Genomic DNA, 24,380 nt, shown 5'->3' with positions numbered 1-24,380 from the left:
ATATATATCTATAAGAATCAGTTGTTTTATGCAAGAATCAGTTGTTTTATGCAAGTATCATTCATGTATGATAGATAAATAAAGCTAAGAAGACCTTCTATTATAAGTCCCCTAGACATTAAATTTATGATTGCTCTCATTATTTCCCAAATGATATAATCAAAGTACCATACAGAGAGGGAGGGATTCGTATGAGTAAAGTAAGTTTAACGTATTATGGTCACGCTACATTTTCACTCACTAATGGTGATGTAACACTAGTATGTGACCCATTTTTCACAGGCAATACTTGGGATATGGCCAAAGCAGAAGATATACAATGCCAATATATCTTTGTGTCCCATGGTCATGATGATCATTATGGCGATACAGATACAATTGCCAAGAAAAACGATGCACTCGTTATCTCCACAGCTGAGGTAGCAGGTAAGGCAGCTTCCGCAGGCGCTCGTACACACGCCATGCATCTAGGTGGAAAGTTCGACTTTCCATTTGGTTCTATCCGATTAACACCAGCCTTCCACGGTTCCGGTGTACCTGGTGGACATGCAACAGGTGTGATCATTGAATTCTTTGGTAAACGCATTTACTTCGCAGGGGATACAGCACTATTTAGCGATATGAAATTAATCAATCGCCACGGTGATATCGATTATGCTTTATTGCCAATCGGAGATAACTTCACAATGGGTGTGGAGGATGCTGTCACAGCTGCATCTTGGATACAAGCCAATACTACCATTCCAATCCATTACAAAACATGGCCTGTCATCGATAAAGAACCTGCTACCTTCGTAGCTCTATTAGAAGCGAAACATAAACAAGCGGGACTTGTCGTAGACCCTGGAGAAACGATTGAGTTATAAACGTCTCATAGGCAAAACGTATCAATACTCATATACATTAACACACAAAGGAGATCATCTTATGAAACTACGTCGTATGTTGTTAGCCATGGTCTGTCTATTTGGATTTATGTTTATAGCAACTCCTATGGAAGCGAATGCTGCAGATACATGGGTGTATTCGTTTACAAACGAACGTTCTGGAGAACGTAACGATTGCTATGTCATGACTGAATCTATTAATTGGAGTCCTGATTTATTAGGCCTACGTTGTCGTATAAAAGTTGTAGTCAACGGTCGCATCATCGGAATTGAAAACTGGCATTTTGTGAGTCTGGGACCTAACCACTGGCGCTACGAAGTAGGACCAAATTCTAGAACTATGAGTTTAGTATGGCCAAATAGCCTAGCAGACAAAATTTTACAATTAGCTTTTAATTACGTATAAGGTGTTAATTACACTCTTAAAAACTGGTTCTCTGTCAAATGTGAGGACTGCTCATAAAAAGTTCGTAGCACTAGCTATCTAAATAGCTGGTGCTATTCTTTTTGCTTAATAAAGGTATATAAACTCTAAATCGTTCAAAATAGCACAAGCCATAACTTATTCTCTTTAATACTTTAATATTATAGAGCCTAAGAACTTTATCAATAAAAGCACTTTACATGCTAAAAAGCATATAAAAAGGACTGTACCAAAAGTGTAATACAACTACACTCCGGTACAGCCCTTTTTTATTATCACGAAGATTGACTATTCTAGACGTCAAATATAATGCTACACATGTTAACCATGCAAGCAACATGCATTTAGATCATCAATATTCCAACGATATCCTGATTGCCTTACCTAGAAGAAACTCACTTATCTTCTATACTCTTTTCCATAAGCTAATTGATAGCCATTGAAAAATATTTGTGCAAGACTATTGCTCACAACATTTCGGGAATCTAGTATGAACATAAAAGATTTCCAGTCGCCTCTATTCATATATTTATAGTACACTGTACCATCTGAAGCTACGGAAAAAGCATGCACCTTTTCTTCTACATTCCCATAAAACTTTGTGATCGCTGTAACTGTAAATCCCTTATCACCATGTTCATCAACAAAGGGATGCACAGATGATACATCAATATATGTTCTTTCTATAGTTTCTGCCAATACTAGACGATAATTCAGTTCTTCATCCAAATAATGTGCATCCACATGCATTACATTAAACCATATAACCCCTAATAAGGCACAAAACAGCATCTTGCATAATAATTTCACGATATTCTCCTTTCGAAGATAACATAAAGCCTTTCGCAACTCGATTATCAAAGCAGTTACAAAGTATATATTACATCAGCCCCTTGTGTTCTGCATCTTTGACCAAAGATTCCGCATGATCTAACATAATATCAATTAACAATACATTTCCTTTATCTCTAACTTCATATTTAGGAAGTGTAAATTCACTAACGTGTCTTATAAACCCATAGTAATAACCCGATTTATGAATATTCTTAGTCTCCGTAGAGATACCATATAAAACAACTATATTTGCCGAAAAGCCTGTTCCTTCAAACCCTCCAAGTAATACATTTGTATCAGTAATATCCTTTGGATGCTTACCAATTCGTTGCAACAAAATACCTAACGGTTCATATGGTTTATGGCTACCTGCTCCATATTTAGAGGGAATAAAAAATTGTTTCAAGACATCTGTTTTAGGACTAGCATTACGTATTAAAGCCAGTTCATCCAGTTCTTTACTATAAACGGCAATAACTTTTTCCCCATCTTGTTCTACTAAAGCTGTAAATCCTGCATCATCATGTTCACTTGTAGCCAATAATTTTCCAAGAGTTTTCCATTTATATCGTTTCGCAAATTCATCAAGCTTTATTTGAGTTTTTTCTTCAGGAGTTTTTTCTTCAGGAATTTGTTTTACTAAATTCCAACTACTACCTTTCAACTCTCGGATCGATTCTTTAGTTACCTTATCCTGCTCACTGAGATGAGGAGGAAGCAAAAATTTAGTAAATACAAACAAAAATAGTATTGCTCCCACCGTCATCATCACGCCAGCGAAAATACGAACTTTTTTAATATACGCCTCAGATATATTTTGTTTATTTTTAATCTGTACCAATAATATAATTGATACTACGAATAAAACTATTATAGTTCCAACAAACATGGCAATCCCCATTGGATGATACACCTTAAACGTCGCTTTAATAGGCACTCCTTCACCACGTGTATAAGCTTTCTTGATATCCCATGTCAAGGAGCGTCTATCTTTGCTAACCGTATCAGCATTTGTCGTAAGCACTGCATTAGGAATATCTAAATGATACGTGACCTCCATTTGATCAATAATTTCTTTTGCATAAGCATCAGTCTGACTATCGAAATCTGCCTTTATAGATAAATCAAGATCGTACACATCATATAACCATCCTGATTTATAACGAACCCCACCAAATCTATTTGGTGGATTGAAAATAGCTTCTCCACTTGCTACAGCTTCCTGTATAGAAGAATAATTTTTAGAGCCTTCTACACCATTTTCAATACGATGCGTTACATATCCTCGCTTTTGGAACTCTTGTTCAATGTCTTGTGAAAAGCCTTTTAGATTAAGTTTTTCCATGACTGGCAATAACTGCATATTAATCCGGTTAGTAATACTACCATCTGTATGAATCGTGGTTCCCGTCTCTGTTTTCACACACCCTGAAACAACCATCATAAATAGTACTATAACAGTTGTAAATAACACTCTCATATGCTTCATATGCTCTAACTCCTTAAAGTCACCTAATTTTTAAGTATACCCTACCATATATAACAAAATCCCCAGGTAACTCCTAGGGACTTTTGTTATATACATATCTTATCAAAATCCAACTACTAATATACCAATAGATATCGTAGTTATATGGACATATTTATATATGTTTTACGCTTCTGTCCATTCTGTATGGAATGTACCTTCTTTGTCTGTGCGTTCGTAGGTATGAGCACCGAAGAAATCACGTTGTCCTTGGATTAGGTTTGCTGGCAATACGCCACGACGATAGGAGTCGAAGTAATCTAAGGATGCGCTAAATGCAGGTGTTGGGATACCGTAACGTTTCGCTGCAATGATCGCTTCACGCCATTTTGCTTGGTGTGTTTGCAATGCTTCTGCGAAGAATGGATCCAACATCAAGTTGTTCAAATCCGGATTATTCGTGAAAGCTTTTTTGATGTCTTCTAAGAATGCTGCACGGATAATGCAACCACCACGCCATAATAACGCCATATTGCCGAAGTTAATATTCCAGTTATATTCTTTCGCTGCTGCTTTAATCAATGCAAAGCCTTGTGCATAGGAACAGATTTTAGATGCATATAAGGCAGAATGAATAGCTTCTACTAAGGCTTCTTTATCACCTTCAAAGACTTCTGTTGGACCTGCTAACACTGGTTCTGCCAAGACACGTTCAGATTTGTAGGCAGACATAGCACGAGCAAATACCGCTTCTGCAATGGTTGGAATTGGCACACCAAGGTCTAACCCTTCTTGGCTAGTCCATTTGCCAGTACCTTTTTGACCTGCTTTGTCCAAGATTTTTTCTACTAATGGAGTTCCATCAGTATCTTTTACTTTCATGATTTTAGCAGTGATTTCGATGAGATAAGAATCTAATAATCCTGTGTTCCATTTCGCAAATACGTCGCCGATTTCATCATCGCTCATGCGAAGTAACTCTTTCATCATGAAGTATGCTTCGGAAATCAATTGCATATCACCGTATTCGATGCCGTTGTGCACCATTTTTACATAATGGCCAGCACCGTCATCGCCTACATATGTGCAACAAGGGCCGTCTGCCACTTGGGCTGCAATGGATGTAAAGATAGGAGCCAATTCGTTATAAGATGCTTCGTTGCCACCTGGCATCAAGCTTGGGCCATTCAAAGCACCTTCTTCACCGCCAGATACGCCTACCCCTAGGAAACGGAAACCTTTGGATTCTAAGTATTTTGTGCGACGAATTGTATCTGGGTAATGAGAGTTACCACCGTCGATTAATGTATCGCCTTGGTCTAAATATGGCAAGAAGGCTTCAATCATGTCGTCCACAGGTTGGCCTGCTTTCACCAAGAACATGATTTTACGAGGTTTTTCTAACATCGCTACAAACTCTTCTGGAGTATGTGCTCCGCCGATTGTTCCTTCGTGGCTGTAGTTGGCTACAAACTCATCTGTTTTTTGTGGTGTACGGTTGTACACTGCAATGCTGAATCCATGACGGGCAATATTACGGGCCAAGTTTTGTCCCATAACAGCCAAACCGACTAGACCAAATTGATATAATTTTTCACTCATCGTCATACCTCTTTCTTGATTGACTACTGTGCGCGAGCTTGTTCTTTCAAACGAGCCAACATCACTGATGAACTAAACATAATAATACCTGCAATGACGGTTGCCAAAGCTAGGTTTTCTCCGAAGACGATAAATCCCCAGAAGGAGTTAAAGAATACTCCTACATATTGCATAAATTGTGCCACCACCGCATTCGTTGCTACAAATGCGCCAGTCAAGAAGAACTGTGCCACTACGGAAATGGCACCAATAATCCCTAAATAGAGCGCTTGCGTTGCGTTAGGCCACACAAAATCTGGTATCATCACGATTCCCCCTACTAGCATGGTGGTCACCAAGAAATAGAACATGATTTCATAGGAACTATGTCCACCTTTCAAGCTAATGGTGCGAATCGTTGTATAGGCCGCTGCCGATAAGGCTGCTCCTGCAATGGCAATGAAAGAATACCAATGCAATCCCGATAAATTCCAGGGTTGAATCATATACACAACGGCTATGAAAATTAACCCAAGCCATTTAGCAGATCCATTAGGCAATTTTTCTTTCAATACAATATTGCTGAAAATCAGCACGAATATGCCAGACAGTTGGAATAAGATAGACGCATCTGCCATGGACATATACACCAAGGCAATGAAATTACTCAAATTTCCTAGTCCACCGAAGATACCTCGCAAGGTTAATAGTCCTCGATGTTCTGTGGAAAAGGAAATTCCTTTTTGTCGCATCACTATGAGTACGGCAATTGTTCCTATAAGCCCTCTGAAAAATGTCACCTCTGCCGCAGGCATACCATCGCCTAAAAGTTTCACGAATAAATTCATGATACTAAATGCAAAGGATGACATAAGGGAAAAGAAAAATGCTTGTACCATAAGTCACCTATTGTTTGAACGTATCCACAAAGGATAGAATTTCTTCTTTCATAGATTCTTTCGGAATCACCTTAGTGAAACGCAATGGCTTATGTTGTAACTCTGCCAATTGTTTTGGGCACCCCACGCCTGTCACAGCCGAAATATTGTCTAAACTTTCATAAGGAGTCGAACCTACTTTGATATCCAAAGCTTCACAAATTGGTGTTGGGAATTTGAAAGGATGCGCCGTGGAGGCAATCACTGTATGACGATGACCATCTTCTGGATGGGCTTCCAATTCTTTCATGTAAGCACCCATCGCCACCGCAGTGTGAGGATCCATCACATAGCCATAGGAGTTGTATACTTGCTCGATAACTGCTTTCGTCATATCATCATCTACATAAGCGCCGGCAAATTCTTTTTGCACCGCTTGTAGTTCTTCTGGAGTGACAGAGAATTTGCTCTCTGCTTTCAACGCTTTCATGCGCTGTGCTGTCAATTCTGCATTTTCACCGCTCACATAATAGATGAAGCGTTCAAAGTTAGAACTTTCTAAAATATCCATGGATGGAGAGATGGTCGTATAAAATGGGCGATTCATATCGTATGTACCAGTGCTGAAGAAGTCTGCGAGCACATTATTTTGGTTCGATGCGCAAATTAATTTACCCACGGGAATACCCATGCGTTTTGCATAGTAAGCCGCCAAAATATTACCGAAGTTACCTGTTGGTACCACTACATTGAACGCTTCATCTTCATGGATAGCTCCTGTATTCACTAACTCCGCATAGGCCGCTACATAATACACCACTTGTGGTGCTAAACGACCTATATTAATAGAGTTAGCAGAGGAGAATTTCACACCTTTGTCTGCTACTTCCTTCGCTACATCAGCATCCACAAAGAGACGTTTCAAGAATTGTTGCGCATCATCAAAGTTGCCTTCGATGGCTGTTACATTGACATTCGCCCCTTCTTGCTTTTGCATTTGTTCTTGTTGCATTGGGCTAACGCCGTCTGTAGGGAAGAACACTTGAATGTGCGTTCCTGGCACATCTTTAAAGCCTTCTAAAGCGGCTTTTCCAGTATCACCAGAGGTAGCCGTCAAGATCAATACTTCTTTCGTTTCTTTTTCCGCTTCCTTTGCTGCCACCAACAAGTATGGGAACAAGGATAATGCCATATCTTTAAAGGCTTGAGTACGACCGTGGAACAACTCCAACACAGACACTCGTTCCAACAAAGAGTGCATAGGCGCCATGTCCGGCGTATCAAAGTTCACTGTATTGTAAGCACTGCGAATCATGGTTTCTAATTCTGCTTCTGTGAAAGTAGTAAATAATTTACTCAACACCACCAGTGCAATTTCTTCATAACTTTTGTCTGCCACATCGCGGTAGGACAAACATTGTTCCGGAAACTCTGCCGGCACATATAAACCGCCATCACTTGCCAATCCATGGAGCAACGCAAAGGTTTCACTCACCGTTTCATGACTACGCGTACTTGTATACTTCATCTTATCATCCTTTATATTTCATTGTACTACACATTATATCGTTACCGTTTATTATAAATTAATGCTATCCATTTAGCAAGAAAAGGCGTATTCCAATCTTGGACAATTCTGTTGCGACACCTTTCATCTTTCATACATATAAATCAGTATTCAATTCTATGAAAGTATTGTACAATGATACATAAGAATACGCTTGACCATATAACACTATTCCACGTATTACTTTTTGTAATAAATATCACATATTTACTTCTGTTCTTACAAAATAAGCATATGCTTTCATCTTGTTCTTGACATAGAAAAAACAAAAGAGTACAATACACACATACAATCAAACATTCGGGAATAGGTGCGAAAGCATAATAGAGAAGCCAGTTAAAGTCTGGCACGGTCCCGCCACTGTAAAGCAGAGCAAATCCAATTTATGTCACTGGGAAACTGGGAAGGCTGGAGGAGCGTTGAAGCTGAGTCAGGAGAACTGCCTATTCATCATTCACCACTTGACCTACGAGAGATAGGGAGGAGAATCAAAGGCCTTTTTCTGATACTCCAAAATACAAGAAAAAGGATTTTTTATTACTACGATATGCGTTATATGGGATACGTCACATATTGATGATCACCTTATCATGGCCAAGTGAACTTACCATTATGGTATTAGCACTCAAAGTGTTGATATAGTTGTCATGATTTTGTATGGGCGTACATCATCATCCTAAAAAGAACCTGCCTGTGGGCAGGTTCTTTTTTTTTGCGTCAACAATAAATATGGGGACTACTCGCACAAGAGCAGTCCCCAATATTTTTATCATATTTTGTTTTTTCTCTATCGTCATTGCCTTTCACATGGTACAATACAATTGCATAGGGGATTCCGGCCCCTTGTATCATACCCTCAAAGGCAGTATGCGTGTCCAGCGCTAGCTCTAGAGGGTTTTTTCTTTGTTCATATACATAGCTTTGAAATCATTATAATCTTCCACCATGTAGTCGGGTATCATGGATAAGGCTTTTTCTTGTATCCATTCTGGGATTCCATAGTATGCTCCTGCCACAGCACCGACAATGGCGCCTAATGTATCGCAATCACCGCCGATGTACATCACATTACGGATAGCCGATTCATAATCTTCACTTTCAAAGAAACATTGCATTCCTTCTGGCACAGTTTTTTGACAACTTGGCTCAAACCTATACGTCTTGTGCAGTTCTTCCACGCTGTACTCGCCAGGGTAGTATGATTTTACCATCTTTTGGATTTCCTCTTTCGTAGCTCCATGCAGTGCTTTGAACACAGCTAACGCCGTCACTTCTCCCCCTTTTAATCCTTCCGGATCATTGTGGGTCGTACCTGTGACAATACGGTTCAGTAACTTGACCTCTTCTTCTGTATTTGCCACATATGCTACAGGACTTATACGCATAGCCGCCCCATTACCCCAACTACCATAGGGTTCTGTCACATCAGATAATCCCCACTGAAAATATTTAGCTCCAAACCCTCCCATCGGTAATGGATTAGAAAGAAAATATTCTTTCATACGATAGACTGTAGCTCGCTGTAACTGTGTCCCCCTTCCTTTTACATCAATTAAAGCCCGTGCAATAGCACATGTTAAAATTGAATCATCTGTAGGCTCACAGCGGTCTGATAAAAACTCAAACTCTCGACATTTGATATTATCGAACTCATAGATTGAACCCGCCATATCTCCAATAATTGCTCCTAACATAGAACTCCTTTCTGGTGTCTCCACCATAATATTTGCGATAAAAACATAGATGTATGCAAAAATTATATACTTCTATATTTTTCATGCAACATACTACGCTATATCTATTGATATAACTGAATTGTTACCATTATACACCATGTCCCTTTAAGAGACAATAACCCTCTAATCCTATAGACAATTATCTATTATAATGATATAATTAAATGTTATAAATGTAAGTTTAAAATGTATGGTTACTAGTATAATACACTATGTAAGTTTGTTTTGGGAGGTAGTATGTCTACATCTTTATTTTCTATGATTAAACATTTCCTACTTGTAGCTGCCCCCGTCATTGCTACACAATTTTCTATCATTGTTGGTAGTTTTATAGCGGTCACATTAACGGGGCAATACAGTACCATAGATTTAGCAGCTATTGGTGTGGGGTACAACTTATGGGTCGCCGCTTTTTTTGGTCTGTCAGGAATTCTCCTTGGTGTGACCCCCATTATTTCTCATGCCTTAGGGGCAAAAAAAACTGAATCGGTAGCTGCTACCATGTGGCAAAATATCTATTTAGGGCTTGCATTTGCAACAGTTCTCATACTTACCACCCTACTTGGTTTATCTCCTTTGTTAGATCTATTGGGATTAGAACCGGCGGCAAAATCTGTTTGCACCCAATATATGAATGCTATGTGTGTAGCCTTTCCAGCTATGATGATCATGTCTGGATTCCGCTACATTGTCGACGCTCACGGAAATACTCGCTACTCTTTATACATCATTGGCAGTAGTGTGTTATTTCAGTCTATTTTCAATGTACTATTCATACAAGGTTATGGCCCCATCCCCGCTCTGGGGGGCTTTGGTGCCGGTATTTCAACGGCCATCGCCTATTGGTATATGATGCTATGTTTTCTCTGGCTCATTACATTCCACAAACACTTCAAACAATATCAGTTTTGGTCATCTTTCACCGGTCCTAGTTGGATACTCATTCGAGATCAATTAGCTCTAGGGATTCCTATTGGCCTCTCTATCTTTGCAGAGATCAGTATTTTTAGTGCTGCTGGGATTGCTATGACTAAATTCGGCACAGAAATTATAGCTGCCCATCAAGCAGCGTCTAGTTTCCTTGGATTAACATTTTCTTTCCCCCTCAGCTTAAGTATGGCCTCTACCATTGTCATCGCTTATGAATTAGGGGCTAAACGATATCAAAATGCTATTACTTACACATGGATTACTCGTGGTGTAGCAGCTTTCATAGCACTTTGCATTGGAACCTATTCTTTCACTCATATCGACTTCTTAGCCAGCCTATATACCAAGGAAAATCATATGATTCCACTTATTGAAAGTTTCATTTCTTACGCCGTATTTTTCACGATTATCGATGCTGTAGGCACACCTTTACAAGGGGTTCTCCGAGCCTATCGTGATGTAACTAGCGTTTCTATTATTACCATCGGCACTTATTGGGGCGTGACCGTACCCGTTGCATACCTTTGCTACCTATTCACAGACTTCGGGCCTTACTCCGTTTGGATTGGATTATTATCAAGTACGTCTTCGGCTGCACTCTGCTATATGTATCGATTACGTAAAGTCCAGCGCAATGTACGGAACATGTTATTCTAAAATCATTAATTAAAACTTAACCCTTTAAATGACGAGGCGTTCCATGAACAGCCTCGTTTTTATGTGATAACGACATACACAGGTAATTAGACACAACCATTGGTACAAAACATATGGTACCAACCGAAACCGCTATAAGTGAATTTACTAGTATAACTGCATACTATACCTCCATTTTGCTTTTGACATATCTTTGCAAATACTATAGAATATAGAAATGTAATTTAAGGGATCTATTCAATGCCCTTTTATATTCATTAATTATTATTACCTCTATATATAAATGTTCCTCGTCTTGCGTGTCTGCATATGCAACTCACGGCATATACACATATCTATTATGCTAAAATATACATACCGCTTCGATGTCTTTATATACATGTATCTTTATTATTTTGTAACAGAAGGAGCTCTTATGGCTACTGTAAATCCAAATTATGAAAACCTACAAGGTTCTTATTTATTCGCTAATATTGCTCGTAAAGTAGAAGCTTTCAAAGAAAGTCACCCTGAAGCAGACATCATTCGTCTTGGTATAGGTGATGTGACACGCCCCCTTGTGCCAGCTGTCATCGAAGCTATGCATGCCGCCGTGGAAGAAATGGGTTCTGCCGATACATTCCGAGGCTATGGTCCTGAACAAGGTTATGATTTCTTGCGCAATGCCATCGCGGAAGGAGATTATGCACCATTAGGTATTACAATCCAACCGGATGAAATATTCGTGTCCGACGGAGCTAAGTCTGACGTGGGCAACATCCAGGAAATTTTCTCTGAAAACAACATCATCGCTATTACTGACCCTGTGTACCCAGTATACCTTGACTCTAATGTTATGGGTGGCCGCACTGGCAAAGCTATCGACGGCATTTATGAAAAAGTAGTATACCTACCAACAAATGCAGAGAATAACTTCTCTCCTGCATTTCCAAAAGAGCGAGTAGACATCGTCTACCTTTGCTGCCCTAACAACCCAACTGGCACCGTATTAAGCCGTGCTCGCTTAGCAGAATGGGTACAATGGTGCAAAGATAACGAAGCGATCTTAATGTTCGACTCCGCTTATGAAGCTTTCATCACATCCACAGATACAGTTCGTTCTATTTATGAAATCGAAGGCGCTCGTGAAGTGGCCATCGAATTCCGTTCTTTCTCTAAAACGGCAGGTTTCACTGGTACTCGTTGCGCCTACACTGTAGTTCCTCATGAAGTAACTGCCAAGAACGCAAAAGGGAAGCGTGTTCCTCTGAACCCAATGTGGAATCGTCGCCAGACCACAAAATTCAATGGTGTTCCTTACATCATTCAACGTGGTGCTGCTGCTGTTTACACACCAGAAGGTCGTGCACAAATTAAAGAACACATCGCTTACTACATGGAAAACGCTCGCATCATCCGTGAAGGCTTAGAAGCTATTGGTCTAACTGTATTTGGTGGTGTTGATGCTCCATACATTTGGATTCAAGCACCAAAAGGCATGACTAGCTGGGACTTATTCGACACCCTATTAGAAAAGGTACATATTGTAAGCACTCCTGGTTCTGGTTTTGGTCCTGAAGGCGAAGGCTATCTACGTCTCACTGCATTCAGTAGCCGAGAAAATACAATTCGTGCAGTCGATCGTATTAAAACACTACAATTTTAATATTCCTCTTTCCTCTATGGGAATTTTTCGCTATAATGATACATGCGAAAACAACGGGCACAGTCCCTCATTTCATCATATACTGTAATCTCCTATTACAGTTCGATAGTATTTAATATTAATGAAAGTATCAACTTTCACGAAAGGAAGTAACAATGAGCAACATTCGTATTGGTATCGTTGGATACGGCAACCTTGGTCGCGGTGTAGAAGCGGCTGTAGCATTACAACCAGATATGGAATTGGTAGGTGTATTCTCTCGCCGTTCTGGTTTACAAACTGTTAGCGGCGTACCTAGCTACACAATGGAAGAAGTAGAATCTTTCAAAGGCAAAATTGACGTAATGGTATTATGCGGTGGCAGTGCCACAGACCTAATCGATCAAACTCCAGCTATTGCAGCCCATTTCAATGTGATCGACAGCTTCGATACACACGCTCGTATCCCTGAGCATTTCGAAAACGTTCGTAAAGTAGCACAAGAGGCTGGTACTGCGGCTCTTATCTCTTGTGGATGGGACCCAGGCATGTTCTCCTTGCAACGTGTGTACGCTGAAAGCATCTTACCACAAGGCGATTCCTACACATTCTGGGGCCGTGGCGTATCCCAAGGTCATTCCGATGCAATCCGCCGCATCGAAGGCGTAGCAGATGCTCGTCAATACACTGTGCCTAAACAAGAGATTATCTCTGCTATCCGCAATGGTGAAACACCTGAAGTGACAGCTACTTCTTCTCACCTTCGCGAATGCTATGTAGTGTTGGAAGAAGGCGCTGATGCAGCTCGTATCGAAAATGAAATCAAAACTATGCCTAACTACTTCGTTGGCTACGAAACAACAGTAACTTTCATTTCCCAAGAAGAATTAGATGCGAACCACAAAGGCATCCCACATGGTGGTCTTGTGATCCGCAGCGGCGAAACGACAACAGGTACAAAACACATCTACGAATTCGGTTTACAATTAGATTCTAACCCTGAATTTACTGGTGCTGTATTAGTAGCCTTCGCTCGTGGCGTACATCGCTTAGCAGCACATGGTGGCCGTGGTGCTTTCACAGTATTCGACATCGCACCAGCTTGGTTGTCTCCTAAATCTGCTGAAGAATTACGGGCACATTATCTATAAGATATATGACACATACAAAAAGCACAGACCACAAATCTGTGCTTTTCATCTACCCCAGCCCCATTTTCCTAGAACGCAGTGGCACCATATACATCTATTGACGTTCTTTTGTCAAAATTAACAAACGCTTAGAGTCCACGGTATGTTCCCCCTCCCCCTAGAACGCAGTGGTAGAATATACATCTATTGGCGTTCTTTTTTCCAAAATTAACAAACGCTTAGAGTCCACGGTATGTTCCTGAACAAACATTATGCAATACCGTTTGTGAAGGAATATGCCGTGGACTCTCCTTTGCTAACTAGCGTATAGAACGCCACAAGATTTTCATTGTGCCTCAAGTGACATTTGCCAACTTTTACAATATTAGTTATAATATTGGCATAGACAAGCGTAACGCACCTATCTCATAGGTGCGTTTTATACCGTTTATCCATAAATGAAAGCTACCTGTCTAGACAAGTACACACAACTAGCACTTGCTGACTCAGCCCCATATGGGCTTTCACATGACATATTAAGTGTGTGACACACTATACTATCGCTTTAGGGCTATACAAGATATAAAAGGAGATACCATGAGCACAAATTTAGAAGTAGGCATTGTAGGCCTTCCAAACGTAGGAAAAAGTACATTATTTAACGCTATTACAAAAGCCGGTGCAGAAGCTGCAAACTACCCATTCTGTACCATCGAACCAAATGTAGGCGTGGTAGACGTACCAGACGCTCGTTTAGCTGTATTAGCTGAGATGTTCGGATCCAAACGCATCTTGCCTGCTGCTATGCGCTTCGTAGATATCGCTGGCCTTGTGGCTGGCGCTTCCAAAGGGGAAGGATTGGGCAACAAATTCTTAAGCCACATCCGCCAAGTTGATGCCATCGCACAAGTCATCCGTTGTTTCGATGACCCTAATATCACACATGTGGCGGGTTCTGTAGATCCTGTTCGTGATATTGAAATCATCAATACTGAATTATGTTTAGCCGACCTTGAAAGCGTAGACAAACGCTTACAACGTATTGCAAAACTGGCAAAATCCGGCGACAAAGATGCTCGTATTGAAGCACCTATTTTAGAAAAAGTATCTGCTGCATTAGGTGATGCAATCCCTGTTCGCGCCCAAGGCTTAACTGAAGATGAATTAGACATCTTAAAAGACTTAACCTTATTAACAGCAAAAAAATCTTTATACGTAGCCAATGTGGGCGAAGATGAAGTATCCGACTACTCTGGCAATGAATTTGTCAAACAAGTAGAAGAGTATGCAGCCAAAGAAGGGTCTGGTGTTGTGGTTGTATCTGCTCGCATCGAATCTGAAATTGCAGAATTATCCGACGAAGAAGCCACAGCTTTCTTAGCTGATCTTGGTTTAGAGGAAAGTGGCTTAACAAAATTAATCAAAGCTAGTTATTCCTTATTAGGTTTAATTAACTACTTCACAGCTGGTGAAATGGAAGCTCGTGCTTGGACTATTGTAGAAGGCACAAAAGCACCTCAAGCAGCTGGTAAAATCCACTCTGATATCGAAAAAGGCTTCATCCGTGCAGAGATTGTATCTTTTGACGATTTAGAAGCTTGTGGCAGTCAAAATGCGGCCAAAGAAAAAGGTCTCGTTCGCCTAGAAGGTAAAGACTATGTAATGAAAGACGGCGATGTAACTCATTTCCGTTTCAACGTATAACAACGAAAAAAGCTAGGAATGCTCTGCGGAGTATTCCTAGCTTTTTTAATAGTCATCAAATTCTAGGGCATCCCCTAGATAGAACATGATCCATGTGCATATGGAAGTATTTCTTTCCCCTTTTCATAGTAATACATATGAGAAGGGGTTATTTTATGTTCCTCAAATATTCTAAGCACATCTTCCATATACGACTCTGCTACGCCTATGGCAAGTCCACAGGCACTAGATAGCTCTAGTGGCACAGGCATTAATTGATGAATGACGCCATGAATAGCGAGAGCCTTATCGGCTTTATCTGCAAAGTAGTAAGAGCTAAATAGAATGAGTACTTTCATAACACTCATTACAACGTAACCACTTGTTCTTGCAGTAAGCTTTCTGTGATGGCATATAAATTCGTAATCGTCCCTACTTGTACTTTATCTTTCACGCCATAAAAATCTAAACAAATACCACAGCCGGCGATTGTTACACCAGCCGCTTCCAATGCTGTCAAGTTGTCCAGATGGTCCGATCCTGTTACGAGCATGTTTACGGCACTATTAATGCAATAGATAGCCTTCGGTTTTACATCTGCTTCCGTCAATACATAGAGGAAAGATTTCATCAAGTTGTGGCCTAATTCTTCACTGCCTTCTCCTAAGTAATCTTTCGTTAGGAGTAACACTTTGTCTCCTACGCCTTGAGCCGGCATGACTGGTGTTGACATCTTCACCTCAGGAGACTCCATCTCTTGTGTGATAGGTGCTCCCATAGCCGCTTTTTCTGCTTTCATTTTTTCATAGGCTGCAATGCTTCGCTCTAAACTACCTGTCCCATTGGTCATATAAAAAGGAGCATCTCCTCCTGCTATCGTCGTATTTGTTATCACCTTACCCAGAGGCGCAGCAAATTCATTTTCGAAAATATCTTCCAAATCTAAGTCATCTAGATCGTTAGAGGTTTGGATATTCAAAGCACTAGCAGTGGCCAACTCCTCTGTAACAACAGTTGGGGGAATTAAGACAACGATATAATTACCTTCTTGCTCCAGCACATGATTCTCGTATCCTCTATATTCCCCTAATTTCACCACATTATCGCGGCTTACATCATTATCCACTAAAACTTTCACATAGGTAGTGCCATCCGCATCCATCGCTTTTTTTGCTTCTATCACTGGCTCTGGGCACGCCTTTCCACGCATATCTAACATAACTTCTTTATTTGACATATATATACTTCCTTTCCTTCTGCTTCACACGACCTATGATGGCGGCGTGCCTGATTCCTACTAACTGTAATTCTGAAAGCAACCTTTCTCCTTCATCCTCACTACAAGCAAACAATAGCCCTCCCGATGTTTGAGGGTCAAAGCAAATATCACTCCACACCGTATCTAACTCACTAGCAAACTCTACCGTACTAGATAAGGCTTTACGGTTTCCATACGTTGCCGCAGGGACTAATCCCATACGAGCTGCCTCTTGTACATCTGTGAACAGAGGTAATGCCTCTACATACAACTCCATAGATACTTCACTAGCTCGTGCCATTTCAGATATATGGCCTAACAAACTAAAGCCCGTAATATCCGTACAGCTATGAACCATAAACCTTGCAGCCACATCTCGCGCCATACGATTTAAGGTACACATGCTATCTATAGCCTCTTGTGCACCTTGAGGAAATAGATTACCCTTATCTGCCGTATTCATAATTCCTGTTCCAATAGGCTTTGTAATAATTAATACATCACCTACTTGGGCCCCCGCATTCGTCCAAATCGACTGAGGATTCATGAGCCCTGTCACAGCCATCCCAAAGAGGGGCACTTCATTTTCTACACTATGGCCACCTAATAGAGCTACTCCAGCCTCTTCTAACACCTCATTGGCACCTTCTAAGACCATTGAAAGTATGCCTTCTTTCACAAGAGCCACAGGAAAAGCCACTATATTTAATGCGGAAATCGGTGTTCCGCCCATGGCGTATACATCGCTAAGTGCATTGCAAGCAGCCACACGACCATACAATCTCGGATCACCTACGGGAGGTGTAAAGAAATCTACTGTTTGCACAAGTGCCTGCGTATCACTAATACGATATACACCTGCATCTTCCATCCCACTAGCATTGGTTACTACTGCAGGATGGCTAGGCATCTGAATATGTTGTAATACATCAGCCAATATGTGAGGACCAATTTTACAGGCACATCCACCCTTAGTTGCATATGTCCTCATATCTACCATGCGCACACCTCCCAAATACACAATATCCCTTACAATACATTGCAGCCCTATTAAATCGGTATATACAATCTCACTCTATATCACTGGACGCAACTTTCGATAGTATCTTTTTAACACTTTTTTCAAATTTTGGACGAGGTATCATCACCTGATGTCCACATCCTTGGCAGACAATCACGAAATCAACACCAGTTCGTTTGATTTCCCAGTTCGTACTTCCACAGGGATGAGACTTCTTCATTTGTACCACGTCACCTACCTGATATTTTACAAATCCCATAGGATCCTCCTTTATTCTGTGTAGTATGAATATAGTATACCATCTAACAATAGATTTCTCTACAGTCATCCTACAGCTCTCAAGACATTGACAAATATTCCTATAATATTTTGTCTATTATTTCAAAACCATATCGTTACACTACACTTTCCTATATAGAAACCCTTTATATAGAGCCTTTTCTATGTATTATCATTTCTCTTTTGCATCATGAGTTCGATTCTCAATTTCTATTTTGTTAAATTCCCTATTATTTTTAGGGAATTAACAACTGATAAACCCTTTATTTAAGCCGATTGAGAGATTTTATCATTTATAAAAAATTTTAAATTTTTCTAAAAAAAGACTTGCATTTCTCATTTTCATAGTCTATAATGTAATCAACAATGATTATTCGTTAAGTAACGAAATCGATAGGGAATCAGTCAAGTGATTGTTCCCGTTAAACAAATAAGTATTTATTTTAAAAACTATGTAAAGTACATGGAGGAAAGAAAATGCCAGAATTAAAAGGTACACAAACAGAAAAAAATCTTCAAGCAGCATTCGCTGGTGAATCTCAAGCTAATCGTAAATATACATACTACGCAAGTGCAGCTCGTAAAGCAGGTATGAACAAAATCGCTGATTACTTCGAAGAAACAGCAATCAACGAATCCGCTCATGCTAAAGTATGGTTCAAATTGTTACATGGTGGCGATGTAAACTCTGACGTAGCTATCAACTTAAAAGATGCTGCTGCTGGCGAGCACTACGAACACACTGTAATGTACCCAGAATTCGCTAAAGTTGCGAAAGAAGAAGGTTTCGCTAAAATCGCTTACTTATTCGAACAAGTTGGCGTAATCGAAGCTCGTCATGAAGAACGTTACCTTGACCTTGTAACAGCTGTTGAAGGTGGTACAGTGTTCAAACGTGAACAACCAGTTGCTTGGATCTGTGCTAACTGTGGTTACATCCACATCGGCGAAGAAGCTCCAAAACTTTGCCCAGTATGTGCTCATCCACAAGCATTCTTCTCCCAACATGGAGAAACTCTTATCTAATCTATAACCAAGTGGTTTCTTAGATAAGCTCTATAGATTTGTATCAAGTGATACACAGCAATAACGATAGGAACTAAGTAGTTCTAAAGATAAGTATCTTACATATGCAATATACTAAGTAGTAATAAGGTTTACCCAAGTGGGTCAAGTTACATCATCATTTCCCAAGTGGGTTAGATCTAGTATAGGTATACTAAAGCGACTGTGAAAACAGTCGCTTTTTTGCATACTAATCTATGCAAACTTATGAATATCACCTACATAGTGATATAACTATCTATTAGTATTCATCATCTTCTCTTCATATTAGTGGGATATACTTTAGATACAAGGTCCACTTTCTTAGATGAATACTAATCACAATAGTATGTACCAGAACCTTGTAAGTAATCGTTTCTAAAATATCTCTACGATAATTGTGAACATTACTACACCCTTACCTATATTTTATACACAGAACGATGAGAAGGAGACACTTATGAAACGTGCACTACTATTAACAACACTAGCTATGACGATTGGTTCTTCCGCATTTGCTTCCTCTATGAATTATCCAAATTTCCAAAGCGACCACAAGCCAATGTCTTTCAAAATGGCGTCCACTGAAGATATGAAAGCGTACCAAAAAGATCTAGAAAACTATTTGGCAGATACAGATGCTATCATCCAATCTTTAATTACTAAAAAAAGAGCTGCTATTGATGCCTACAATGCAGGTGTTCGTGAATATAATAAGGATGATTTCTTTCACAAAGATCGAATCGATCCCTATTCCTACGATGAAAGTTATTCACAAACAAAACGAGTGGGCGGTCATTCTTATCATACCTTTGGTGATACTGTTATCATCACAACAAGCAATACCCTTCCTATGATAGAAGAAAAGAAAGATCAAAAAAAGGATGAGGATGATGCATTTGCTCGTATGATGCGCCGCATGGAACGTCATTTAGGTGTTGACCGTTGGTAATTTCCTCTATATGCCCCATTAAGCGTGCATATACACTATCCCCTTACTGATATACTCCCTACTATAATAAAAGCCTCTATCCATCGATAGAGGCTTTTATTTTGTATATACTAATAGATAATTGTCTAACTTGTACCCTACTAGAAACATACTCATACAAAAAGACTGTAACTATCTATACAGCAGATAGTCACAGTCTTTTATATACTTCGTATTACTTTCACTATATATGCATACTATATAGTCTATCGTATATTATCGGATTGTTTTTGTATCATTAAATGCATCTTGGTCGAAAGTCCCTTGTAATCGATCTACTACGATAGCATTCGTCATGGAACCACTTACATTGAGCATAGTACGTCCCATATCTAAAATTGGATCCACTGCCAAGATTGGAGAAATGGAACCGAAGAATCCACCCATACCTGTACCAGACAAGGATACAGAAGCAGCCATCGTAGCTGTACCAGGAACTCCTGCAATACCTAAAGAACCAATAGCAATAACGATAACACTCATAACATACATCGTAAAGTCTAATGGTACACCAGACACACGAGCAATGTAGACAATACATAATGCTGGGAAGATACCTGCGCAACCTTGCATACCTGCTGTCGTACCAAAGCTCGCTACGGTATTAGCTGTCGCTGGATTAACGCCCAATTTTTTCGTTAACGTTTCCACTGTTAATGGTAAGACACCCATGCTAGAACGAGATGTAAAAGCTAAAATCAATGCTTCTTTTGCTTTACGGAAATACATCAATGGACTGACACCGAATAGAATGAGCAAGATAGATTGTACCACTAACATAATGGCCACACCCACATAAATTAGGACTATGAATAATCCCATATCTGCAATAGCACCAAATCCTTTTTGTGCTAATGTAGTCGCTAATAAGGCAACGACACCGTATGGCATCAAGCCAATAATGAAGTCGGCTACCCAGAAAATTAATGTATACGCTTCATCAAATAGTTTTGTAAAAATTGCTAAATCGCTAGCACCATGTTGTTTTACTAAACGTGCTACACCACCGATGATAACACCAAATACAACAATGGAGATAACATTTGTTTGAGCCATCGCATTCACTGGATTAGACGGAATCAAAGCACGTAATGTATCTACAACTGGTTTTACTTCACGCATTTTAGAATCGCCAGCAGCGCCTAATGTACCATCACCTAGTCCTGTGAAAGATCCCAAGGCTAATCCTACAATTGCCGCAATACCTACCATCACAAGTGCTACAATACCTGTCGAGGATACTAACCGTTTTAAGTTCGCATGCTTATCCATATGCAAGATAACATATACGATAGAAATGAAAACCACTGGAATGACTAACATTCGAATTAAATCGATAAATCCGCCCCCGATAAGAGAGAACCACTTTGTACTTTCTTTGATAAACACTACATCCATTGGATTATTCGGGAATCCCGCAATAAACTGTACTGCAACACCTAAAATAGCACCAATTAATGTAGCAATCATAACTAGTGTACCAAACTGAATATTTCGTCTTTGTAAAAAGTACACATAGCCCAAGGCAATCACAAATAATACCAATATTCCTATTGTCATAGGATCACTAATCATAAGAAATTGTTGAAAAAATGGTATATCCATACAATTACTCCTCCTTTTCTAGACCACTCTATAGTCCTTCTAACTTCTTTTTGTACTTACTTCTATTGCAAGTTATAACATGCAACATTATAGCACTCTATCCCTATACGGTCAATATCCTATTTATTTCATAGGTTAATAGGTGGAAACTATATATTCCCCAGTATTCATGCATTTCTATTCTAAAATCAGAGTATTTTTAGCATTTATATCGATAGAGTTCTCAATTATATATTATACATACTGTGCTAGTTATCCTACATCTTATACATAAAAAGAGCACATGCCAAAGGCATATGCTCTTTATCTGGCGGAGAGAGGGGGATTTGAACCCCCGCGCCAGTTTCCTGACCTACCGCATTTCGAGTGCGGACTCTTCAGCCACTTGAGTACCTCTCCGTATACGACGGCGCTCTTTAAAAAAGTCTTTCATAATTTGACTGCATTCTTCTTGCAAAACGCCAGCCAAAACCTCTGGCTCATGATTCAAATTAGGATGTGACAACACATTAAATAAAGATTCTACCGCTCCGCCCTTGTAATCACTGCTGCCATACACAACACGATCAATGCGACTGTTGATAATAGCTCCAGCACACATAGGACATGGTTCTATCGTAACATAAAGCGTGCAACCGGTCAACCGCCATCTTTCTAGTAAGGCATTTGCTTCACGAATTACGAGTACCTCTGCATGAGCCGTTGCATCATGATCGATTTCACGACGATTATGATGTCGGCTGATAATGTTGCCTTCATGAACTAATATAGCCCCGATGGGAATCTCCCCCATATCATAGGCCTTCCTCGCCTCTACCAAGGCTTCACGCATGTATAGTTCATCTGTCATAGTATCACATCCTTTCTTATCGTTACACAATAGAATACCATATTTTCCATCAATCGTCACTGCTGCTGCCATGTATTATATTAATTTATGGTATAATAAAAAATATATGCAAATTGATTTAATACATCTACTGAGGTGAATGAATTATATGGAACAACGCGCTTTTAGTAAAATTAATGTAGGCCTAGCCATCACGGGTAAACGCGATGATGGGTACCACAATATAGATACCATTTTCCAATCTGTTTTTTTAGGGGATTCTCTGTATTTTGCACACCACCATTCTGTAGTATTCTCCGGTGATGCCCCTGAACTTCCCTATTATATGGCTCAAATGATCCCTTATACAGAAAGTAATATCGCTATGAAAGCTCTCCGTATGGTGCAAGAGTACACAGGATGTACGCAAGGTGCAGCCATCCATTTATTGAAACGTGTGCCTCCTTGTGCTGGCATGGGTGGCGGTAGCGGCGATGGTGCTGCCATGCTATTAGGTCTTAACAAATTTTGGGACCTTCGTTTAACCGATGAGGAACTCTTGTCTATGGCTTCCAAGCTTGGTTCTGATGTGCCATTCCTTTTAAAAGGCGGCACTGCTCGCGGCACCGGACGTGGTGAAATCTTGGAATCATTGCCTACAGGACAAGCGCAGTGGCTCCTCATTGTGAAACCAGAAATTAGTATCTCCACAGCAGATGCGTATGGTCGTTTCTCTGGATCTTCTCGTGTCACTACGGACACGATGGATACTGTTACCGCACATATGAAAGCCAAAGACTTTCGTCAGGCTTTCACATCCAGCGACAATACCTTTGAAGAGTTAATCTTTCCTATACATCCAGAGCTTGTGGCATGCAAACAGTTTTTCTTAGATCGTGGATTCCCTACGATTATGACTGGTAGCGGCCCGACTATGGTGGTGCTATTAGAAAAAGCACTAGATGCAATTCGATTACAAGAAGAAATCAAAAAAGCTGGTTATAACTGGCTTTCACTAATTACGAAAACACATGATGAGGAGGCCTTACCATGAATGTACCACGTTTACAACCCATCCGTTTAGATGCGTACAAACCACTTCGTGAAATCGTTAGCGATGCCCTACGTCAGGCCATTCGAGATGGTGTCTTACCTCCTGGAGAACGGCTGATGGAAATCCCTCTTGCGGAAGAGCTCGGTGTGAGTCGTACTCCTATTCGTGAAGCCATTCGCATTTTAGAACAAGAAGGTCTTGTGGTGATGATTCCACGCCGTGGCACCTATGTAGCAGATATGAGTTTGAAAGATGTAACAGAAGTGTTTGAGCTTCGCTCTATCTTAGAAGAATTAGCCGCAGAGCTCGCAGCAGAGCGTATTACCAACGAAGAAATCGAAGCCTTAGAACAACATCTTGTAGAAATCGGCAACTACATGAATGAAAAAAATCTCGATAAAGTCGTACAGGCCGATATTCTATTCCACGAGATTCTCTATAAGGCTTCTCGTAACGATCGCCTTGTGGAAATGATTCATAATCTACGGGAACAAACCTTGCGGTTCCGTACCTTATCCATGAGCCAAACAGGTCGTCTTGCTAAAACTTGGGATGAACATCGTCAACTCGTAGAGGCTATTTCTGACCGCGATGTAGAACGAGCACGACATATTGCTCGTATCCATATGGAAGAATCAGAAAAAACATTGTTGGCTGGCATGCAGCTAACAGGACATGAAGAATAACTTGGGTCACAGAACATCAAATACTGAAAAGGGTCCTTCGGGACCTTTTTGTTTATAAAAGATGCAAATATACAAACACAAAAAAATAGAGGAAAGTTGATACTATTTAATCAACTTCCCTCTTTTTATGTATGAACTATTTTGTTGTAGTCCCTTTATAGACATAGAGGAATGCTAACACCATATCATCAACGGTCCTCTATGCTATTTAATG

Annotated in this window: 22 protein-coding genes, 1 tRNA gene and 1 riboswitch; of the genes, 10 read left to right on the top strand and 13 right to left on the bottom strand. The window is 40.1% G+C overall.

The annotated features are described in order from the left end of the window. The first annotated feature begins 191 nt into the window (after window positions 1-191). Window positions 192-866: a metal-dependent hydrolase gene (locus EO122_RS01140; protein ID WP_127009006.1), complete on the top strand. Its 675-nt coding sequence runs from the start codon at window positions 192-194 to the stop codon at window positions 864-866. 61 nt (window positions 867-927) lie between these two features. After that, window positions 928-1,293, top strand: coding sequence for a hypothetical protein (locus tag EO122_RS01135; RefSeq protein WP_127009005.1), 366 nt, complete (start codon window positions 928-930; stop codon window positions 1,291-1,293). Between the two features lie 417 nt (window positions 1,294-1,710). Here EO122_RS01135 and EO122_RS01130 read toward each other — a convergent pair whose 3' ends face one another. From EO122_RS01130 to EO122_RS01105, 6 genes are all read right to left on the bottom strand, one after another. After that, entirely contained in the window at window positions 1,711-2,121 is a 411-nt protein-coding gene (locus tag EO122_RS01130; protein ID WP_127009004.1) for a hypothetical protein, read from the bottom strand. A 70-nt stretch (window positions 2,122-2,191) separates the two neighbouring features. Next, entirely contained in the window at window positions 2,192-3,634 is a 1,443-nt protein-coding gene (locus tag EO122_RS01125) for a hypothetical protein (RefSeq protein ID WP_127009003.1), read from the bottom strand. Window positions 3,635-3,799: 165 nt separating this feature from the next. Continuing rightward, on the bottom strand, window positions 3,800-5,215 hold the full coding sequence (gene gnd / locus EO122_RS01120) for a decarboxylating NADP(+)-dependent phosphogluconate dehydrogenase (RefSeq protein WP_127009002.1): 1,416 nt from the start codon (window positions 5,213-5,215) through the stop codon (window positions 3,800-3,802). 23 nt (window positions 5,216-5,238) lie between these two features. Then, window positions 5,239-6,093, bottom strand: a complete 855-nt coding sequence (locus tag EO122_RS01115; protein WP_127009001.1) for a DMT family transporter — start codon at window positions 6,091-6,093, stop codon at window positions 5,239-5,241. Window positions 6,094-6,100: 7 nt separating this feature from the next. Beyond that, the gene (gene thrC, locus EO122_RS01110) at window positions 6,101-7,600 is read right to left on the bottom strand and encodes a threonine synthase (RefSeq protein ID WP_127009000.1); all 1,500 of its coding nucleotides are present in this window, start codon (window positions 7,598-7,600) and stop codon (window positions 6,101-6,103) included. 330 nt (window positions 7,601-7,930) lie between these two features. Continuing rightward, window positions 7,931-8,101, top strand: a riboswitch (cobalamin riboswitch). A 425-nt stretch (window positions 8,102-8,526) separates the two neighbouring features. After that, the gene (locus EO122_RS01105) at window positions 8,527-9,333 is read right to left on the bottom strand and encodes an ADP-ribosylglycohydrolase family protein (RefSeq protein WP_164725922.1); all 807 of its coding nucleotides are present in this window, start codon (window positions 9,331-9,333) and stop codon (window positions 8,527-8,529) included. Between the two features lie 279 nt (window positions 9,334-9,612). On the opposite strand from EO122_RS01105, the gene EO122_RS01100 reads away from it, so the two are divergent. The 4 genes from EO122_RS01100 to ychF all read left to right on the top strand — a co-directional run bounded on the left by EO122_RS01100 (window position 9,613) and on the right by ychF (window position 15,420). After that, on the top strand, window positions 9,613-10,962 hold the full coding sequence (locus EO122_RS01100) for an MATE family efflux transporter (protein ID WP_127008998.1): 1,350 nt from the start codon (window positions 9,613-9,615) through the stop codon (window positions 10,960-10,962). A gap of 415 nt (window positions 10,963-11,377) precedes the next feature. Further along, window positions 11,378-12,607 (top strand): LL-diaminopimelate aminotransferase, encoded by a 1,230-nt coding sequence (locus EO122_RS01095; RefSeq protein ID WP_127008997.1) that lies wholly within the window; start codon window positions 11,378-11,380, stop codon window positions 12,605-12,607. A gap of 155 nt (window positions 12,608-12,762) precedes the next feature. Then, window positions 12,763-13,737 carry a diaminopimelate dehydrogenase gene (locus tag EO122_RS01090; protein ID WP_127008996.1) on the top strand — a complete coding sequence of 325 codons (975 nt, stop codon included), beginning with the start codon at window positions 12,763-12,765 and terminating at the stop codon, window positions 13,735-13,737. A 576-nt stretch (window positions 13,738-14,313) separates the two neighbouring features. After that, complete coding sequence (ychF, locus tag EO122_RS01085; RefSeq protein ID WP_127008995.1) at window positions 14,314-15,420, top strand: redox-regulated ATPase YchF; 1,107 nt, start codon at window positions 14,314-14,316, stop codon at window positions 15,418-15,420. A gap of 74 nt (window positions 15,421-15,494) precedes the next feature. On the opposite strand, the gene EO122_RS01080 is transcribed toward ychF, so the two are convergent. The 4 genes from EO122_RS01080 to EO122_RS01065 all read right to left on the bottom strand — a co-directional run bounded on the left by EO122_RS01080 (window position 15,495) and on the right by EO122_RS01065 (window position 17,937). Beyond that, complete coding sequence (locus tag EO122_RS01080; protein ID WP_127008994.1) at window positions 15,495-15,767, bottom strand: DUF3343 domain-containing protein; 273 nt, start codon at window positions 15,765-15,767, stop codon at window positions 15,495-15,497. Beyond that, entirely contained in the window at window positions 15,767-16,636 is an 870-nt protein-coding gene (gene yedF / locus EO122_RS08420; protein WP_127008993.1) for a sulfurtransferase-like selenium metabolism protein YedF, read from the bottom strand. Before yedF ends, EO122_RS01080 begins: the two co-directional genes overlap by 1 nt. Beyond that, a complete protein-coding gene (selD, locus tag EO122_RS01070) occupies window positions 16,626-17,657 on the bottom strand; it encodes a selenide, water dikinase SelD (RefSeq protein WP_127008992.1) in 1,032 nt (343 codons plus the stop codon). The genes yedF and selD overlap by 11 nt, the downstream gene beginning before the upstream one ends. Window positions 17,658-17,727: 70 nt before the next feature. Next, window positions 17,728-17,937, bottom strand: a complete 210-nt coding sequence (locus tag EO122_RS01065) for a DUF951 domain-containing protein (RefSeq protein WP_126937597.1) — start codon at window positions 17,935-17,937, stop codon at window positions 17,728-17,730. A 497-nt stretch (window positions 17,938-18,434) separates the two neighbouring features. Here EO122_RS01065 and rbr point away from each other — a divergent pair, with 497 nt between their 5' ends. Both rbr and EO122_RS01055 read left to right on the top strand, forming a co-directional pair. Next, window positions 18,435-18,983, top strand: coding sequence for a rubrerythrin (gene rbr, locus EO122_RS01060; RefSeq protein WP_127008991.1), 549 nt, complete (start codon window positions 18,435-18,437; stop codon window positions 18,981-18,983). 478 nt (window positions 18,984-19,461) lie between these two features. Beyond that, window positions 19,462-19,953, top strand: coding sequence for a hypothetical protein (locus tag EO122_RS01055; RefSeq protein ID WP_127008990.1), 492 nt, complete (start codon window positions 19,462-19,464; stop codon window positions 19,951-19,953). Between the two features lie 255 nt (window positions 19,954-20,208). Here the strand turns inward: EO122_RS01055 and EO122_RS01050 are convergent, their stop codons facing one another. The 3 genes from EO122_RS01050 to tadA all read right to left on the bottom strand — a co-directional run bounded on the left by EO122_RS01050 (window position 20,209) and on the right by tadA (window position 22,447). Then, window positions 20,209-21,597 (bottom strand): cation:dicarboxylate symporter family transporter, encoded by a 1,389-nt coding sequence (locus tag EO122_RS01050; RefSeq protein ID WP_127008989.1) that lies wholly within the window; start codon window positions 21,595-21,597, stop codon window positions 20,209-20,211. A gap of 308 nt (window positions 21,598-21,905) precedes the next feature. After that, window positions 21,906-21,996: transfer RNA gene (locus EO122_RS01045), tRNA-Ser, on the bottom strand. Next, window positions 21,950-22,447, bottom strand: coding sequence for a tRNA adenosine(34) deaminase TadA (gene tadA / locus EO122_RS01040; protein ID WP_127009080.1), 498 nt, complete (start codon window positions 22,445-22,447; stop codon window positions 21,950-21,952). The genes EO122_RS01045 and tadA overlap by 47 nt, the downstream gene beginning before the upstream one ends. Window positions 22,448-22,595: 148 nt before the next feature. On the opposite strand from tadA, the gene ispE reads away from it, so the two are divergent. Further along, window positions 22,596-23,480: a 4-(cytidine 5'-diphospho)-2-C-methyl-D-erythritol kinase gene (gene ispE / locus EO122_RS01035; RefSeq protein ID WP_127008988.1), complete on the top strand. Its 885-nt coding sequence runs from the start codon at window positions 22,596-22,598 to the stop codon at window positions 23,478-23,480. After that, window positions 23,477-24,166 (top strand): GntR family transcriptional regulator, encoded by a 690-nt coding sequence (locus tag EO122_RS01030; RefSeq protein ID WP_127008987.1) that lies wholly within the window; start codon window positions 23,477-23,479, stop codon window positions 24,164-24,166. The genes ispE and EO122_RS01030 overlap by 4 nt, the downstream gene beginning before the upstream one ends. Window positions 24,167-24,380: the final 214 nt, after the last annotated feature.

This window comes from Veillonella sp. CHU110 (genome assembly GCF_003992255.1).
Classification (GTDB): Bacteria; Bacillota; Negativicutes; order Veillonellales; family Veillonellaceae; genus F0422.
The sequence above is the reverse complement of the archived record's forward strand: the minus strand, read 5'-3'. Positions and strand labels throughout refer to the sequence as shown.

Excerpts from the sequence above, each read along its gene's own strand:
- EO122_RS01080 (WP_127008994.1), bottom strand. The coding sequence starts at position 15,767 with ATGAGTGTTATGAAAGTACTCATTCTATTTAGCTCTTACTACTTTGCA.
- EO122_RS01115 (WP_127009001.1), bottom strand. The coding sequence starts at position 6,093 with ATGGTACAAGCATTTTTCTTTTCCCTTATGTCATCCTTTGCATTTAGT.
- EO122_RS01105 (WP_164725922.1), bottom strand. The coding sequence starts at position 9,333 with ATGTTAGGAGCAATTATTGGAGATATGGCGGGTTCAATCTATGAGTTC.
- EO122_RS01125 (WP_127009003.1), bottom strand. The coding sequence starts at position 3,634 with ATGAAGCATATGAGAGTGTTATTTACAACTGTTATAGTACTATTTATG.
- thrC (WP_127009000.1), bottom strand. The coding sequence starts at position 7,600 with ATGAAGTATACAAGTACGCGTAGTCATGAAACGGTGAGTGAAACCTTT.
- EO122_RS01140 (WP_127009006.1), top strand. The coding sequence starts at position 192 with ATGAGTAAAGTAAGTTTAACGTATTATGGTCACGCTACATTTTCACTC.
- EO122_RS01065 (WP_126937597.1), bottom strand. The coding sequence starts at position 17,937 with ATGGGATTTGTAAAATATCAGGTAGGTGACGTGGTACAAATGAAGAAG.
- EO122_RS01095 (WP_127008997.1), top strand. The coding sequence starts at position 11,378 with ATGGCTACTGTAAATCCAAATTATGAAAACCTACAAGGTTCTTATTTA.
- gnd (WP_127009002.1), bottom strand. The coding sequence starts at position 5,215 with ATGAGTGAAAAATTATATCAATTTGGTCTAGTCGGTTTGGCTGTTATG.
- EO122_RS01050 (WP_127008989.1), bottom strand. The coding sequence starts at position 21,597 with ATGGATATACCATTTTTTCAACAATTTCTTATGATTAGTGATCCTATG.
- EO122_RS01055 (WP_127008990.1), top strand. The coding sequence starts at position 19,462 with ATGAAACGTGCACTACTATTAACAACACTAGCTATGACGATTGGTTCT.
- ispE (WP_127008988.1), top strand. The coding sequence starts at position 22,596 with ATGGAACAACGCGCTTTTAGTAAAATTAATGTAGGCCTAGCCATCACG.
- tadA (WP_127009080.1), bottom strand. The coding sequence starts at position 22,447 with ATGACAGATGAACTATACATGCGTGAAGCCTTGGTAGAGGCGAGGAAG.
- rbr (WP_127008991.1), top strand. The coding sequence starts at position 18,435 with ATGCCAGAATTAAAAGGTACACAAACAGAAAAAAATCTTCAAGCAGCA.
- EO122_RS01090 (WP_127008996.1), top strand. The coding sequence starts at position 12,763 with ATGAGCAACATTCGTATTGGTATCGTTGGATACGGCAACCTTGGTCGC.
- ychF (WP_127008995.1), top strand. The coding sequence starts at position 14,314 with ATGAGCACAAATTTAGAAGTAGGCATTGTAGGCCTTCCAAACGTAGGA.
- EO122_RS01135 (WP_127009005.1), top strand. The coding sequence starts at position 928 with ATGAAACTACGTCGTATGTTGTTAGCCATGGTCTGTCTATTTGGATTT.
- EO122_RS01030 (WP_127008987.1), top strand. The coding sequence starts at position 23,477 with ATGAATGTACCACGTTTACAACCCATCCGTTTAGATGCGTACAAACCA.
- selD (WP_127008992.1), bottom strand. The coding sequence starts at position 17,657 with ATGGTAGATATGAGGACATATGCAACTAAGGGTGGATGTGCCTGTAAA.
- yedF (WP_127008993.1), bottom strand. The coding sequence starts at position 16,636 with ATGTCAAATAAAGAAGTTATGTTAGATATGCGTGGAAAGGCGTGCCCA.
- EO122_RS01100 (WP_127008998.1), top strand. The coding sequence starts at position 9,613 with ATGTCTACATCTTTATTTTCTATGATTAAACATTTCCTACTTGTAGCT.